Below are 14648 nucleotides of genomic sequence, written 5' to 3' on the forward strand. Positions count from 1 at the left end.
TCTTTTTGTGATAGTTTACCACCTATTGAGGACTGCGGAATTAGTCTACCACTACAATACTTTAGTGTGAAAAATGGTAAGTTTGGTCGCGTGATTGGTGATATTGAGCTAGGGTCAACTTATCACTTTACGCCAAATGTCAGCTTACAATTCGGCGGACAAGCGACTGGACGTGAAGGTAGTCATTCTTTAGGTGTACAGGCGAATTTTAATATTCGTTTCTAAGAGTAGCTAACTGATAAGATAGATGAATGCCCTGCTAATGCGGGGCATTTTTTTATCCCAATATTGCCACAAGGCATATACAACTTCACCCAAACGGTTAGGTTATAAATTGAAAGTTACTGTTTTTCCGCTAGGTAGCTTAATGGATAAATTTAATGCACCGCCCATTGCTTCAACATAGCGTTTAATTGACGAGAGTTTAATATCATTGCCGCGTTTTTCTAATGCGACGACAGACGGCTGAGAAATATTTAATGCTTCAGCCATTTGTTTTTGCGAAAGTTCCAACTCTTCACGAATACGATAAAGCTGTAACTCCATACGCATCTCATCCGCCATTTCTTTTACTTTGGCTTGTTTTTCTGCTGGAAGATTGTTCATTAAATCTCTAAATTTTACACTCATTTGCTTACTCCTTTAACAAGGTAGAAAGGTAATCATCATAAGTCTGTTCTGCTAAAGTAATCATTTCTTTATAGAATATTTTCTCTTTTTTGCCTCTCTTATCACCACCACACAACACAATAGCTTGTCTGATGTGATCAAAAATAAAGAACAAACGAAATACGGATAATTTAGACTGCACCCGCAATTCTTTCAAATTAGCATATTTAGATCCTTGAATGGTATCTGCATAAGGCCTACCTAATTGTGGACCTTCTGTTGAGAGTAACTCTAGTGCAGCATAAATTTTTAACAAATCTTCTTCTGCTAATGTTTCGAACCAATTTAAAAGAGGCTTTTGTAAAATTACCTCCCATTCTTGCTTCATACTCTCATTACCTTTTCATTCTGTAATATTTATATAGATTTTAGTCTATATTTAATATGTGAGCAATTGTATATTTATCTATTTAGCTAAAAATTTCTTACTATTTATTGAATTGAGATCCTAAAGTTGGACAGACGGTTGGTAGTTGTTGTACCGAAGGGCTTCTGCTGTTAAAGCATGGATTTCAGTGCATTTGGCGATAATAAAGATGTTTGGCGTATTTTAGAGATACTTCATCGAATTTAACTGCAACAAAAAAGCCTATCTTAATTACTCAAGATAGGCTTTAGCTGAATTAATTATTATCAACCAGGTAATAATAAGTTAGGAATAAAGGTAATAATTTGCGGGAATATTGTAATTAATACCAAAGTGGCGAAAATTGGAATTAAGAACGGCAACACCCCTTTAGTTACGGTACTGACCGGCATATTACCTACACGAGCAACCACGAATAGTGCCATTCCCATTGGTGGAGTTAAGATACCAATCATCATATTTAAGGTTGTCATTACACCGAAGAAGATGAGGTCGATATTAAAGTGTACGGCGATTGGAATTAACATTGGCAATACAAGGAATTGTAAGGCAAGTGCATCAATAAACATACCTAAGAAGAGAAGTAGTAAATTGATCATCACTAATACCATAAATTGCGAATCAGCGAAGGTAATAAAGACTTCTGCAATCTTCATCGCTACTTGTTCACGCGCAATCATATCGCCGAAGAAGGTTACCGTCATCACCATTAATACGGTTACACCTGTAATAGCTACTGCTTCTACACAACCTTTGAATAGTGATTGTAGTGTTAATTCTTTATAAACAAATTTACCAACCACGATAGAGTAAAGTGCAGCGATAACCGCAGCTTCTGTTGGCGTAAATAAGCCTGAGAAAATGCCGACAATAATAAGTATAGGTGTTAATAATGCCCAAATCGCACCTTTAAATTCGCGGCAAAGCACTTCCATAGAGGCTTTTGGTGTGCGTGGATAGTTACGTTTTTTCGAGATGTAGTAGTTCATAATCATTAATGCGATAGTAACTAATACACCTGGTACAAAGCCTGCTACGAAAAGTTTAGCGATAGATTGGTTAGAAATAACACCGTAAATAATCATCGCGATACTTGGTGGTACTAATGGTCCAATGATACAAGAAGCCGCTGTAATACCACCGCACATATCATCATCATAACCAGCATCACGCATTGCTTTAATTTCTAATTGACCTAAACCACCAGCGTCCGCTAATGCAGAACCTGACATACCAGAGAAGATTAAACTTGCACCAATATTTACATGACCCATACCGCCACGATAGTGACCAAGTAGTGCTTTAGCAAATTCAAAGATCTTAGTGGTAATGCCCCCGGTATTCATCAAAATACCAGTAAGGATAAAGAATGGTACGCTGAGTAAAGAGAAACTATTTAAACTATCAACTAATTTAGAAGAGGCAGAGTTAACTACATTCCAGCGTGTCATCGCGAAATAGAGAATTGTCGCAATAAATAATGACCAACCGACTGGTGTACCGATAAACATAATGACTAACCAAATCAGTAAGACAATATAAACAGACTCGCTGCCAAAGCGGACATAATTGGTAATACGCAATACTTTAAAAATATCAGGATTAAATAGAATTAATGCGATAACAATAGCGGAAGCAACTAAGAAAAATAGCACAGGGAAGTAGGTTAAGTTATTTTTATAGTTTTCTACTTGTGCTTGTAAAAAGCGAACTAACATTAATAAAGAAAGAAACGGCAATGAAGCATATAGCCATTTTTCGGAAATGCCAAGTGAGACGAGTTCGAATGAAGCTCCTTTTAAAAGTCTAACACCGAAGTGAAAAAACAACATGATAGAAACAAAAATAAGAAATTGTGCAAAAGAGAACACAATTTTTCTTAATTTTTCTGACATCATATTGGTTAAGAAATCGATAAACACGTGTTGTTGTGAACGAATCCCCATAGCAATTCCGATCATACCAACATAAACGAACAACAAACGTGCGAGCTCCTCACTCCAAATTAGAGGGGAATCAAAGACTTGTCTAGCAACAATTTGTGCAATCAGAATGACAAATACTATTAAAAATAGTATGCCGCCGAGCCATTCTTCAAGTTTATTAAAATATTTCATAGTAACCCCATCACGACTACACTAAGGTCAAAAAAAAGCCTTAGCGCTTAAGGAACGCTAAGGCAGGAAGATTATTTGGTTAGAGCATTGATTTCAGCAATCGCTTCTTCACCCTCTTTACCAGTTTTCTTAATATATTCTTCATAGTATGGTTTCATTGCTTCTTTGAATGGAGCAAGATCTGGTTTAGTAACTGTCATACCTTTTTTCTCAAAATAAGAGATAAGGTTAGCTTCACCATCTACGAAGAGTTTAGTGTGGTATTCAGCCGCTTTTACTGCAGCATCTTTTACTACTTTTTGTAGATCTTCTGGTAACTCTTCAAGAGTTGCATTACTTACTAAATATAATTGGTCATTAAGAATATGGTTGGTTAATGCCAAATATTTTTGCACTTCTTCAAATTTTTGCGCTTGAATAGTTGATAATGGGTTTTCTTGACCATCTACAGAGTTAGTTTGTAGAGCAAGATAAACTTCAGAGAATGCCATAGGTGTAGGAGATGCTCCTGAATATTTCGCATAAGCAAGGTTAGTTGCTGCATTTGGTACACGTAATTTCAAACCTTTCATATCTTTAATGCTGTTGATAGCGCGGTTAGATGTAGTTTGACGAGTACCGTTATAAGCATCAGCTAAGATAGTGATACCTAGATCTTTGTTCACTTTTTCAATTAAAGATTTACCAAATTTAGTATCGAATAATGCTTTTTTCGCTACATCAAAATTTGGAATCATATATGGTAAAGCAAATACTTCAGCTGCTGGATAGAAGAGTTGGAAACGAGCTGATTCACCGAATGTGAAGTCTAATGCACCATCGCCTAATTGTTTGATCATTGAACGGTCGTCACCAAGTTGTCCGCTATCGATAACAGAGATTTCAATTTTGCCTTTAGAGTTTGCTTTAACTTCATCAGCGAAGAATTTTGCAGCTTTTACTTCGTTAGATGTTGGTCCCGCTACTAAACCCATTTTAAGGTTAAAATCTGCAGAAAATGCGGTTGCAGAGATGCCCATACAAAGTGTAGCAAGTAGTAATTTTTTAAATTTCATTGCGTTTCTCCTATAAGAGTTAGATTGTTGGGAAAAGTAGCAAGTCATACAAATGACTGTATAAAGCAAGCACTTTTTACTGATGATTAATATACATCATTTTTTTAAATAAAATGAAGTTTTATTTCATTATTGAGAGATCAATCACAAAATTTATGAAGTGAGGTTGTTTTTTAACCATTTTTGCAGAAAAAAGCCCTTGTGAAAACAAGGGCAAGATCAAAATGAGGACAATTAGATAGATTATTCAAAAAGTTCTTGATGTAGCTTACGCACAACTTCATCGGCATGTTCGCTTTGTACTAATAGGCAGATATTGTTGGTACTTGCACCATAGCTAATCATACGCACATTGTATTCTGCAATGGTACCAAATAGGCGTTTTGCTACGCCGGCAGCCACGTGAAGATCATTACCAATTAGTGCGACTAATGACAAACCAGTATCAACTTTTACTGAAGAAGTTTCGCTTAATTCAGCAAGTAATTCGTTAGAAAGAAGTTCTGCTCCAGATGAGGCGGAACCAGTTTTATCTAAGGTTAATGCCACGCTAACTTCAGAAGTGGTAATGGTATCTACCGAAATTTTGTATTTTGCCAAGATATTAAATACATTCGCTAAGAAACCTTGTGCGTGTAACATACTTAAGCTAGAAAGTGTTAATAAAGTTTGATCGCGGCGTAATGCAATGGCGCGGAATAGTGGACGCGGTTGTGGATCACGAGTTACCCAAGTACCGCCTTGCTCTGGTGCTTTACTTGAACCAACATAGACTGGAATATTACTGCGTACTGCTGGTAATAATGTTGCTGGATGTAATACTTTTGCACCAAAGGTTGCCATTTCTGCTGCTTCAGCAAAACTCATTGTGTCAATTTTTTGTGCTGCTGGTGCAATACGCGGGTCAGTAGTATAGATACCTGCTACGTCAGTCCAAATTAACACATCATCCGCTTTTAAGACTTCGGCAATTAATGCTGCAGAGTAGTCACTACCGCCACGACCCAATGTAGTGGTTTTACCGTTTGGTGCGCGACCAATAAAGCCTTGTGTAATGACAAGATCGCCACGTTCAATTAATGGTTTTAACACACGATCACAATTTTGTTGAGTTAATTCATCATTCGGCGCCGCTTTACCATAATTGTCATTGGTAGCAACTAATGTTCTGACATCAACCCAAGTTGAATTTGCTCCAAGTTCACGTAAAACCTCAACAAAGATTAATGTTGACATCATTTCACCATGGCTGATGATTTCATCAATTAATGCTGGTGAAGTTGCTAATGAAGCAGCATCAGATAAAGATTCAATATTATCGAGTAAACGGTCAATCTCTTCACGTAATACTGCTGCATTTTTTAATTCATTTAAAATATTGTATTGAATTTGTCTAACTTGATTAACAAGCGATTCTCTTTCTTCTTTTTCGCAACCATTTGCTAACGCTACTAAAAGATTAGTGACTCCGGCAGAAGCAGAAAGAATTACCACGCGAGTGTTTGGATCAGCCATCACGATTTTGGCACAAGATTGCATTGCAGCGTAATTAGCTACGCTAGTTCCCCCAAATTTTGCAACAGATAAATGAGACATAAGATTTCCTTAAATAATAATGTTGTGAATAAAAATTGCTTATTACAGAAGATCTAAGGAAAACTGGAAGAGATATGAAACGTCAATGATGTTCAGAAGCCCTCCATCGTTTACCGATGACAGCCTTAGGGATTCAGCCCTAATAGCCGATAAACAACTCTCTGGAAAATTGTTTATCTCGGCGAAACTCCCCTGATTATTTCTCACTGGCTCCAGACCTAAAAATAACGACCTGAGTTCCGCGCCTCTCCTGCAGTAGCGTTGTGCTACAAAACGTTTATATAAATATCCGTTAATGAACGGAATGTCAAATGAAATTTTAAAAATTCAATTTTTCTAATAAAACGAATTCAGTTTGTGACCAATATTGTTGTAAATATTGTTGCAAATAATGTTGTGTATCCTGTTCGATTAACGGATCTTTTTCTGGAAAACGGTTATAAATAACAGTATGAACTGGAATGTTACGGCTTTGGCACGCCATTAAACTGAGCAAAGTGTGATTGATGCTGCCGAGCTTACCAGAAGTGACCAAAATTAATGGATATTGATATTTGGCGATAAAATCGAGCGTAGTTTCATTATCACGATAAGGTACCGCCAAACCACCAGCACCTTCTAATAGAACATAATCATAGCGCTGCGCTAATTGTTGAGTTTTTTCCGTAATATAAGCGGGATCAATGTGGCGATTTTCCATTTTAGCGGCAAGATGTGGTGAACAAGGATAATGGAATAAATAGGGGCAAGTGATACCAGCTAAATCTTCTTCTGTTAAGGCGATTTGTTGAATTTTGCGATGGACGAGAATGTCATCAGAAATTTTTTCACAGCCAGTTTGGATCATTTTTTGGGTAATGACTGAAAAACCCTGTTCCATTAACTTTTTAGCATAAACACCAGTAGCGACTGTTTTACCGACTTCGGTATCAATGCCACTCACAAAAAGAATTTTTCCCATAACAACTCCTTATTAGGGTAGAAAAATGGTAAGCACTATACTACTGATCGCACTGAGGGAAAAGGAAATTTGGCAAAAATAAAGCCATAGCGAAATGCTATGGCTTAACAACAAAACAGAAAAGTCTAAATCAAATTAGAATTTATAACCTAAACCAACGAAGAATACAGTTGGGTCTAAGGTTACACGAGCTTCTTGAGAAGTAAGGAATTGACCAGAAGCTTGATCATATACATCAAATTTTGCTTTAGTTTTGATTTTTGCCCACCAAATAGAGGTGTTAAGGAATAAATTGTCAGTGAGTTTAATATCAATACCAGCATTGACTACAGGACCCCAAGAATCTTTTAATTTTAAATTCTTAGCATCAATTTTAGGTAATCCAAAAGCAGAAAAATCTGTATTAGAAATAGTTGAAGTAAATTTTTCATTAAAGAAAGTAGTATAGTTAATACCAGCACCTACATATGGACGAGCTGGTGAATCCGCATTTAAGAAATAATATTGTACATAAAGGCTTGGTGGTAATTGTTTAGTTTTAGCAATTGTTCCCAATCCAGCTTGTTTAATTTCATGACTAAATGGAGTAGCGGCTAATAATTCCACACCAAGGTTATCGGTGATCATATAGGTACCAGTTAAACCAAGTTGTAGATTGCTATTTACATCAAAATCATAAGGAAGTGCGTTATTTGCGTAACGATGAGTATCTGTATTTGGAACGACTAAAATTGGACCACCACGAACGAAGATATCGCCAGCTTGGTGAGCCATTGCCGCTGATGATGCAGCGAGTAGAGCAGTAGAAGTTGCAATTGCTAGTGCTAATTTTTTCATATAACCCTCCGTGAATGAATAATAGGTTTTGTTCTTGTTTGTCATATGACTTGCTCAAGATACCCCTTTTGGGTAAGAAAAAGTTTGACAAAAATCAATAAATAGAGAGTTAATGGGAACTTTTTGTGATATATCAAAATAACTTATACGGATAAACCGTAGAAATGAGAACTAGATCAAATTTATTCAAATTGTTTCAATAGCCATTGTTGCAAAATAAGGGCGTGATTACAGCAAGGATCTTTCGCAGCATAGAGTAAGGTGACATTCTGTTGCTGTAATTGCTGATAGCAAAGCTCTACAAATGATTGGACTTCAGGATTTTGAGTTAATTGCTGTTGATATTGTTGAGCAAATTCAGTGAATTTATCTGCTTCGTGATTAAACCATTTGCGTAGCAGTGGCGATGGCGCAATATTCTTTGCCCATAAATCGAGTTGTGCGGTTTCCTTTTTTATACCACGTGGCCAAAGTCGATCGACCAAAATGCGAAACCCATCGTTTGTTGCGATGGGTTGATAGATTCGCTTAATTTGTAATTGAAACATAAATTAGCAATAGTATTGTTTTTGATAAGGCATAATCGGATCCACTTCTTGTGGAGGTTCGATTGGCTGTTCAGGATCGACTTTTGGTTCCTCCGCAGCAGGTTTATCTGTTTCTGCTTTGCCTTTATCTTGATTATCTTTCTCTTCAGCCGTCGCTTCAGGTTGAGTGGCTTGTTGTTGAGCTGGTGTAGCTGCTTTTGTTTCATCTTGTTTTTGAGTAGCATCCGTATTTTTCGCATCTTGTGTTGCTGTTGCAGTATCTGCTTTGTTCTCTACTTTTTCAGTTGTAGGGACTGCTGCTGTTTTTGTCTGTTCAGTTTTGTTTTCAGCAGATTGTTTATCTGATGGTTTTTCTGTATTCACTGTTTTGTTCTCAGTTGATTGCGTTGTTGTCGTAGCTTGTGTTGTTTTTTCTACTGTGGTAGTTGCTTCGGCACTGTTTTCAACTTTATTCGTTGTTGCAGTGGCTTTTTCTTCTGATTTTGCTGCTGGTGCCGTTGTAGTTGTTGGCGCTACATCAGCAAAATTAGTTAATTTGTTGCCATTTTCTGCTGCAACTTGTTCTGCAGCAGCATGAAGTGCACCCGGTTTCATTGGATCTGGTTTAGCGTTGCTGTTTGCTTGTGCGATTGCACTCTCTTTTTCTTTCTCTTTCTCTTTATCTTTATCTTCACCCAATAGGCGCGGCTGTAATTGTTTAAAGCTGCTTTCTGAATCTAACCAAATAGAAACAAATTGGTGGTTGAAAGAACGGTCAAAGTGTTCCGATAAAACAGTATCATTTAACACAAAGTAGCCATCTTTATCTAATGCAATATAGTTTAAGACATCATCAGGTTTGAAATCTGGGAAATTATTAATTAAACGTTTTCTAAGCTGATCCACTTCTTCTGTTTTCAGTGCTTCTAAGTTCATCTCTTTGACCATTGAGATCGCGAAATTTTTCCCTTCGACTGGTTTAGCAAATTTAATGCGTAACATTAATGGTCGTTGTCCGCTGCTATAACTGCCATCTTCTGTAAAAAGAGAAACGGTATAAATGTGGAATGGACCCCAATTATATTCAGCTTTACCTACTTGTTTCCAATCAGCAGCAGCAAATGGTGTATAGAACAATAGCAATAAACTTAAACAAAAAGAGAAAAACTTCATCTATTTTTACCCAGTCACATATTAAGCAGATGATGATTATGGCAGGCTATTATAGCAATAAATTATTTTTTCTTAATGAGGAACATTGCAATATTTGTTTATTTTTATTGCAAAGCCACATCTGTATTACGCCTGCCAAAACGAAGATTAATCTAAACCGCGATTTTCTAAATAAAGCACTGTCGCTGCTACACGAGAATGTACATTTAATTTGCGTAGCAAGTTACGAATATGCACTTTTACGGTTTCTTCGGAGATAAATAATTGCGAAGCAATTTGTTTATTAGAAAGGCCAGTAGCGATCAGTTTTAAGACATCCATTTCACGATCAGTCAATAATTGTAATGGATCATTAGAGGAGTGTTGTTCTAGTAAACGTTGTTTCACTGCATCACTAAGTACAACTTGTCCTTCAGCAATTTTTTTCAATTGAACTAATAAAGTATCTGGTTCGGTATCTTTTAATAAGTAGCCGTCTGCACCAGCTTCAATTAGCGCAAAAATATCAGAACGTGAATCAGAAACGGTTAATACCGCAATTCTGGCATCGATTTCATCAAGGCGTAATGCTTTTAATACATCTAAACCAGACATACCTTTCATATTTAAATCTAGGATAATCATATCTGGTGAAAGTTTTTTCGCTAAGGCTAATCCTTCTGTACCATTGCTAGCTTCCGCCAAAACTTCAAAAGATTCATCGAGTTGTAACAGTTGAGTAATCCCTCTACGAATAAGAGGATGATCATCAATGACTAAAATAGTTGTTTTTTTCATTATATTTGTCCCTTTTGAGGAGTATTCAAAAAAATCTTGCACATACTATCATACGAACAGGAAAAAACGTGTTCTTTTCACTAACAAATTTTTCTATAAGTAAGAAAATCTTTGATATAGATTAAAAATAATCAATTTTTGTTTACCAAAATCATTAATTGTTAAAAGTGTTTACAGAATGATAAGGTGTGACAGTTGTTTTTCCATGTATATGGTTTATTTGATAAAACTGTGGGTAATTAAAATTATTCTTTGATACTTGGAATGGTGTACTGTTTTCTCCATTAGTTGCAGCACGATAAATTTGATTAATTTCCTCGATTTTTTGACTTTTTACCCCTTCGCAGTGGTAATAAGCTTCAAGTTGATTACTTTCATCTAAAATATAGATGTTAAATGTTTTATCCGGATTGTCTTCAAAGAAGAATTGTAAGAACCCTTCATTAGAATAGTATTCAATCGCCTGTGGGTATTTCAATTCATCATTATTAGTAGAAATAGGTGTCAAACCACTTTCACTAAGCAGTTCTTTAGTGATATTCAACTTATCGCGATGGAAGAAGTTATTCCAAACTTCGCTTGCAACATAGAGCGTATTTAATTGATTACTATTGATCAGATTACTAGTTTGGATATTAATACAACGATCAATTAATTCACTGGTAAAACGACGAATAATATTACGATAGCGACGGCTGTAACAGAACACTTTCACTGATTGTAATGGTACAGAACTACGATAAATTTTATTTGATAACACCTTTAAGGCGCGGAAAATCGCGCTTGGCCCTTCAAAATGCAAGGTGCGAATTTCATTCCATAAATTGCGATAAGTAAAATCAATGCTGCCAATTAGCTTAGTTTGTTTAGCCGTTAAATTGTTGAAAAGATGCTTTGGTTGCAGACGGAAATGGTGATCAATCAAGGATTCGTCTTTGGTCGGGTCTTGCACTAAATTGACAATGACTGCCAGATTACGAATTTCACAAGGTTGATAGAGATCACTATTGGTCGCCGGTGAAACTTCGGTTGGGAATGTGTCGCGCAGATCTTCAACAAATTGCTGTAATGTTTCTAAGGATACAGTGTTGCTGATAATGTGCAGATTAGTTTCTGCAGTTAATAGACCATTAAAATATGCCCAACAAACCAATTTATTCAGGTTTGGATTATATTCAACGTGGCGATATTTCGATAATGACGAAATTTTTGGTTCTTGATTGAGCAGATACCAGCCTTTTTGCATTACTGAATTACCAGTCGCTTCAACGAAAGTGAGCTCTTTTTCAGCAATATCGGTCACGATAGCAGGATTAAAAAGAGTAACTTTCCCTGGTAACTCTTCAAATGCAGCATACAATTTGCGAGTCAAAATACTGATATCTTCAGGAATAATACCGCCGCCAGAGATATTATATTTACGGGCAAAATCCATTAATTGGCGATAGCTGCACATCAATAGATTAACAATGCTGTTATAACTACGACGGATTTGTTTAATTTTCCAATGCTTTCTTTCATTTAATTCTTGGATTGTATTGGAATCCCATTTCCATTGATGGCGCGCAAGGCGCATTAAAAGCGTTAAGCGCCAATTACCAGTTAATTCAGCATTATCAATATCTTCACAAGCTTTAATATAGAAACAACGGCGTACATTATCCAAACGTTCAGGATCATTGGTAACGGTTAAATAATGCGTTACTTTGTCCAACATTGCCATATAAGGATCAAAATGATGATTGACTGTGCGATCTTGTAATAAATCCAATTTGAACTGATGTGAAATTAAACGAGTGTTGGGAAACTCCCACGAATAACACTCTAATAATAAAATTTTGATAACGGCTTTATAGGGCGAATCAATACCTTTGTAGAGATTCCACAAGGTTGCACCGAAATATTCATTAGCCGATAAACTACCTAAGCCACCGAAATCAACCCATTCATTAGGGTTCAATTTTCCTTCATTAACTAATTGTTTCACTGTGTCATCATATTTTGTTTCATCTTCTACGGCGAGATGTAACCAAAGCAATGGACGACCAGCCAAACGAATAGCGGAACGATAAAATTCATCTAGTAGCAACATATATTGGCTAGAGCCACAATTGTCACTGGATAAAGAATCAACGGCTTGTCCGCAACGGAAACGGTCTTGATCGACTAAAAACAGATTAAGTTCTACGCCTACGTTGTGCGCCCACTGACAAACCAAGGTGAATTTTTGTTGTAATTTATCGAGTTGTGGTTGGGTTAAAGTACGTGAAGCACAAACCCATAAATCTAAATCTGAACGAGAAGTTTGGGTAATCGATCCTAAACTACCCATTGCATAAATTCCGCATAAACTGGCAACGGGTTGCGGTTGATGTTCTAAAGAGAATAAAGTGGTATTAGATAGCGTCGAAGAGAGATAATTTTTTTGATAGAGATTGTAATGAAAATTAACAATGCCAAAAGGTGCCCCTTCGACATATCCTGGTAACTCAGGAATATTGTGGTGCAATAAGACGCAAACTAAGTTAAGAACATATTGAAATTCGTTTGGTGCACCTGCTAAAGCACGCTCTAAACGAATGTTGTCTAATTGTTCAACCTTTTTCTTGGCAACTTCTAGATTGTTCATTAGCTATGTATGATCTCTGTAATGATAAATACTTTAATCTCATCAACGGCGCAAAACTTTAACACTTCTAGATAACTTGGTAAATACTCGAGCTAGTTCAGATGCGAAGTTTTTGATTAAACTCAATGAAGATTCTGTTTCTAAGCACTGACAACGTCAGGCAACAATGATAGGATATAAATTCATTAAAACAATGAATAATAAGTTAATCATAAAAGAGTGAATTATGCAAAAAGATGTTATCCGTATTGCAACTCGGCAAAGTCCTTTAGCCTTATGGCAAGCCAATTTTATCAAACAACAATTAGAATCTTTATATCCACAACTTACTGTTGAATTAGTCACAATGGTGACAAAAGGTGACGTGTTATTAGATACACCATTAGCTAAAATTGGTGGTAAAGGGTTATTTGTTAAAGAGTTAGAATTAGCGTTATTGGAGCATAGAGCGGATATTGCGGTTCATTCAATGAAAGATGTACCAATGCAATTTCCAGAAGGATTACATTTAAGTGTCATTTGTGAACGAGAAGATCCGCGTGATGCCTTTGTTTCCAATCGATATGCTTCATTAGTAGAATTACCGCAGAATGCCGTAGTTGGAACGTCGAGTTTGCGCCGTCAATGTCAGTTAAAAGCATTACGTCCAGATCTGGAATTGAAAACATTACGTGGTAATGTCGGAACACGTTTAAGAAAATTAGATGATGGCGAATATGATGCAATTATTTTAGCTGCCGCAGGGTTAATCCGTTTAGGTGAACAGCAGCGTATTCGTAGTTTTATTGAAGCTGAAACCTCTTTACCAGCAGTTGGACAGGGCGCCGTAGGCGTAGAATGCCGCGTTGATGATGAGTGGGTTAATCAATTATTGAAACCTTTATTACACCAAGATACTTGGGATCGTGTTATCGCAGAACGAGCAATGAATAATCGTTTGCAAGGTGGCTGCCAGGTGCCTATTGCTGGTTATGCTATTTTGTCAGGTGAGCAACTTCATTTGCGTGCGTTAGTAGGTGCGGTTGATGGTAGTGAGGTTTTGCGTGCAGAAGGAGTAGCGCCAAGATCGCAAGCAGTGCAATTAGGTATCCAAGTTGCAGAATCCTTGTTAGCACAAGGTGCAGAAAAATTATTAGCACAGGCGTTAGTTTAAGTTTATGGGCATTCTAGTTACACGTCCGGAAGAATCGGGTCAAGTTTTAACAGAAATGTTAAATCGTGAAGGTATTGCCGCGATTCACGCGCCTTTTATTAAAATTGTTGCTGGTGAACAAATCAATCAATTGCCACAAAAATTGCAACAATTAAATGCTGGAGATTGCGTGATTTGTGTATCACAGTATGCGGTGTATTATGCGGAACAAACGTTGAAAAATACAGGTTTTTCATGGCGTACTGATTTATCGTATATCGCGGTAGGGCGTAAAACAGCGATGTTATTAACAGCAGCAACGCAGCAACCGGTGCATTATCCATTTGCGCAAGAAAATAGCGAAGGCGTATTAGCGTTACCATTGCTACAAGAGTGTCAACAGAAAAATATATTGATTTTACGCGGGCAGCAAGGAAGAGAATTATTACCAGAGCAATTGGCACAGCAAGGTGCTAATGTAGAAATGGTGGCTTGCTACCATCGCGAATTGCAACAATTGGATGAAAAAGAATTAATGTTATTTTCGCGTGCAGGCATTGATACGATTGTGGTGACTAGTGGCGAAATTTTACGGTATTTACTGGATTTTATTCCTAAAAGTGAACATAATTGGTTATTAAATTGTAAGTTGGTGGTGATTAGTGATCGGATTGCACAATTAGCAATAACAGCGGGTTGGCAAGAAGATAAAGTGATTCTCACTGAAAAGGCAGACAATGCTAGTTTATTGAAAGCGATATTATCGTTTTATCCCCATTCACGAGATAAATAATAAAGTAGGAGTAGC

The 14648-nt window shown here is 36.8% G+C and carries 14 protein-coding genes and 1 riboswitch; of the genes, 3 read left to right on the top strand and 11 right to left on the bottom strand.

The genetic code is table 11. From position 1 onward, the window contains the following. Positions 1-225 (top strand): hypothetical protein (locus QS62_RS12040; protein ID WP_197496256.1); only part of this gene is annotated, 225 nt, incomplete at its 5' end. A gap of 102 nt (positions 226-327) precedes the next feature. On the opposite strand, the gene QS62_RS02420 is transcribed toward QS62_RS12040, so the two are convergent. The 11 genes from QS62_RS02420 to QS62_RS02470 all read right to left on the bottom strand — a co-directional run bounded on the left by QS62_RS02420 (position 328) and on the right by QS62_RS02470 (position 12708). Further along, positions 328-630: a helix-turn-helix domain-containing protein gene (locus tag QS62_RS02420; protein WP_066105384.1), complete on the bottom strand. Its 303-nt coding sequence runs from the start codon at positions 628-630 to the stop codon at positions 328-330. Positions 631-634: 4 nt separating this feature from the next. Continuing rightward, a complete protein-coding gene (locus QS62_RS02425) occupies positions 635-997 on the bottom strand; it encodes a type II toxin-antitoxin system RelE/ParE family toxin (RefSeq protein ID WP_066105389.1) in 363 nt (120 codons plus the stop codon). A 305-nt stretch (positions 998-1302) separates the two neighbouring features. After that, positions 1303-3153 carry a TRAP transporter large permease gene (locus QS62_RS02430; RefSeq protein WP_066105393.1) on the bottom strand — a complete coding sequence of 617 codons (1851 nt, stop codon included), beginning with the start codon at positions 3151-3153 and terminating at the stop codon, positions 1303-1305. 71 nt (positions 3154-3224) lie between these two features. Further along, a complete protein-coding gene (locus QS62_RS02435; protein ID WP_066105396.1) occupies positions 3225-4208 on the bottom strand; it encodes a sialic acid TRAP transporter substrate-binding protein SiaP in 984 nt (327 codons plus the stop codon). A 243-nt stretch (positions 4209-4451) separates the two neighbouring features. Then, positions 4452-5804: a lysine-sensitive aspartokinase 3 gene (gene lysC / locus QS62_RS02440; protein WP_066105400.1), complete on the bottom strand. Its 1353-nt coding sequence runs from the start codon at positions 5802-5804 to the stop codon at positions 4452-4454. 88 nt (positions 5805-5892) lie between these two features. After that, a riboswitch (Lysine riboswitch) is annotated at positions 5893-6062 on the bottom strand. A gap of 61 nt (positions 6063-6123) precedes the next feature. Then, positions 6124-6765: a dethiobiotin synthase gene (gene bioD, locus QS62_RS02445; protein ID WP_066105402.1), complete on the bottom strand. Its 642-nt coding sequence runs from the start codon at positions 6763-6765 to the stop codon at positions 6124-6126. Positions 6766-6900: 135 nt separating this feature from the next. Continuing rightward, complete coding sequence (locus QS62_RS02450; protein ID WP_066105405.1) at positions 6901-7602, bottom strand: OmpW family outer membrane protein; 702 nt, start codon at positions 7600-7602, stop codon at positions 6901-6903. Between the two features lie 182 nt (positions 7603-7784). Then, positions 7785-8150 (bottom strand): DUF488 domain-containing protein, encoded by a 366-nt coding sequence (locus QS62_RS02455; RefSeq protein WP_066105408.1) that lies wholly within the window; start codon positions 8148-8150, stop codon positions 7785-7787. Positions 8151-8153: 3 nt separating this feature from the next. Next, positions 8154-9302, bottom strand: coding sequence for a prolipoprotein diacylglyceryl transferase (locus QS62_RS02460; RefSeq protein WP_066105411.1), 1149 nt, complete (start codon positions 9300-9302; stop codon positions 8154-8156). A gap of 147 nt (positions 9303-9449) precedes the next feature. Further along, on the bottom strand, positions 9450-10079 hold the full coding sequence (locus QS62_RS02465; protein ID WP_066105414.1) for a response regulator: 630 nt from the start codon (positions 10077-10079) through the stop codon (positions 9450-9452). A 154-nt stretch (positions 10080-10233) separates the two neighbouring features. Beyond that, positions 10234-12708: a class I adenylate cyclase gene (locus tag QS62_RS02470; protein ID WP_066105418.1), complete on the bottom strand. Its 2475-nt coding sequence runs from the start codon at positions 12706-12708 to the stop codon at positions 10234-10236. A 226-nt stretch (positions 12709-12934) separates the two neighbouring features. On the opposite strand from QS62_RS02470, the gene hemC reads away from it, so the two are divergent. Together hemC and QS62_RS02480 are read left to right on the top strand one after the other, a co-directional pair. After that, entirely contained in the window at positions 12935-13861 is a 927-nt protein-coding gene (gene hemC / locus QS62_RS02475; protein WP_066105421.1) for a hydroxymethylbilane synthase, read from the top strand. Between the two features lie 4 nt (positions 13862-13865). Continuing rightward, complete coding sequence (locus QS62_RS02480; protein WP_066105424.1) at positions 13866-14633, top strand: uroporphyrinogen-III synthase; 768 nt, start codon at positions 13866-13868, stop codon at positions 14631-14633. Positions 14634-14648: the final 15 nt, after the last annotated feature.

Source organism: Gallibacterium salpingitidis (assembly GCF_001678495.1).
In the GTDB taxonomy this organism is placed as follows: domain Bacteria; phylum Pseudomonadota; class Gammaproteobacteria; order Enterobacterales; family Pasteurellaceae; genus Gallibacterium; species Gallibacterium salpingitidis.

What these genes read in the sequence shown, in the direction of transcription:
- QS62_RS02420 (WP_066105384.1), bottom strand. Translation starts at nt 630, where the DNA reads ATGAGTGTAAAATTTAGAGATTTAATGAACAATCTTCCAGCAGAAAAA.
- QS62_RS02425 (WP_066105389.1), bottom strand. Translation starts at nt 997, where the DNA reads ATGAAGCAAGAATGGGAGGTAATTTTACAAAAGCCTCTTTTAAATTGG.
- QS62_RS02430 (WP_066105393.1), bottom strand. Translation starts at nt 3,153, where the DNA reads ATGAAATATTTTAATAAACTTGAAGAATGGCTCGGCGGCATACTATTT.
- QS62_RS02435 (WP_066105396.1), bottom strand. Translation starts at nt 4,208, where the DNA reads ATGAAATTTAAAAAATTACTACTTGCTACACTTTGTATGGGCATCTCT.
- lysC (WP_066105400.1), bottom strand. Translation starts at nt 5,804, where the DNA reads ATGTCTCATTTATCTGTTGCAAAATTTGGGGGAACTAGCGTAGCTAAT.
- bioD (WP_066105402.1), bottom strand. Translation starts at nt 6,765, where the DNA reads ATGGGAAAAATTCTTTTTGTGAGTGGCATTGATACCGAAGTCGGTAAA.
- QS62_RS02450 (WP_066105405.1), bottom strand. Translation starts at nt 7,602, where the DNA reads ATGAAAAAATTAGCACTAGCAATTGCAACTTCTACTGCTCTACTCGCT.
- QS62_RS02455 (WP_066105408.1), bottom strand. Translation starts at nt 8,150, where the DNA reads ATGTTTCAATTACAAATTAAGCGAATCTATCAACCCATCGCAACAAAC.
- QS62_RS02460 (WP_066105411.1), bottom strand. Translation starts at nt 9,302, where the DNA reads ATGAAGTTTTTCTCTTTTTGTTTAAGTTTATTGCTATTGTTCTATACA.
- QS62_RS02465 (WP_066105414.1), bottom strand. Translation starts at nt 10,079, where the DNA reads ATGAAAAAAACAACTATTTTAGTCATTGATGATCATCCTCTTATTCGT.
- QS62_RS02470 (WP_066105418.1), bottom strand. Translation starts at nt 12,708, where the DNA reads ATGAACAATCTAGAAGTTGCCAAGAAAAAGGTTGAACAATTAGACAAC.
- hemC (WP_066105421.1), top strand. Translation starts at nt 12,935, where the DNA reads ATGCAAAAAGATGTTATCCGTATTGCAACTCGGCAAAGTCCTTTAGCC.
- QS62_RS02480 (WP_066105424.1), top strand. Translation starts at nt 13,866, where the DNA reads ATGGGCATTCTAGTTACACGTCCGGAAGAATCGGGTCAAGTTTTAACA.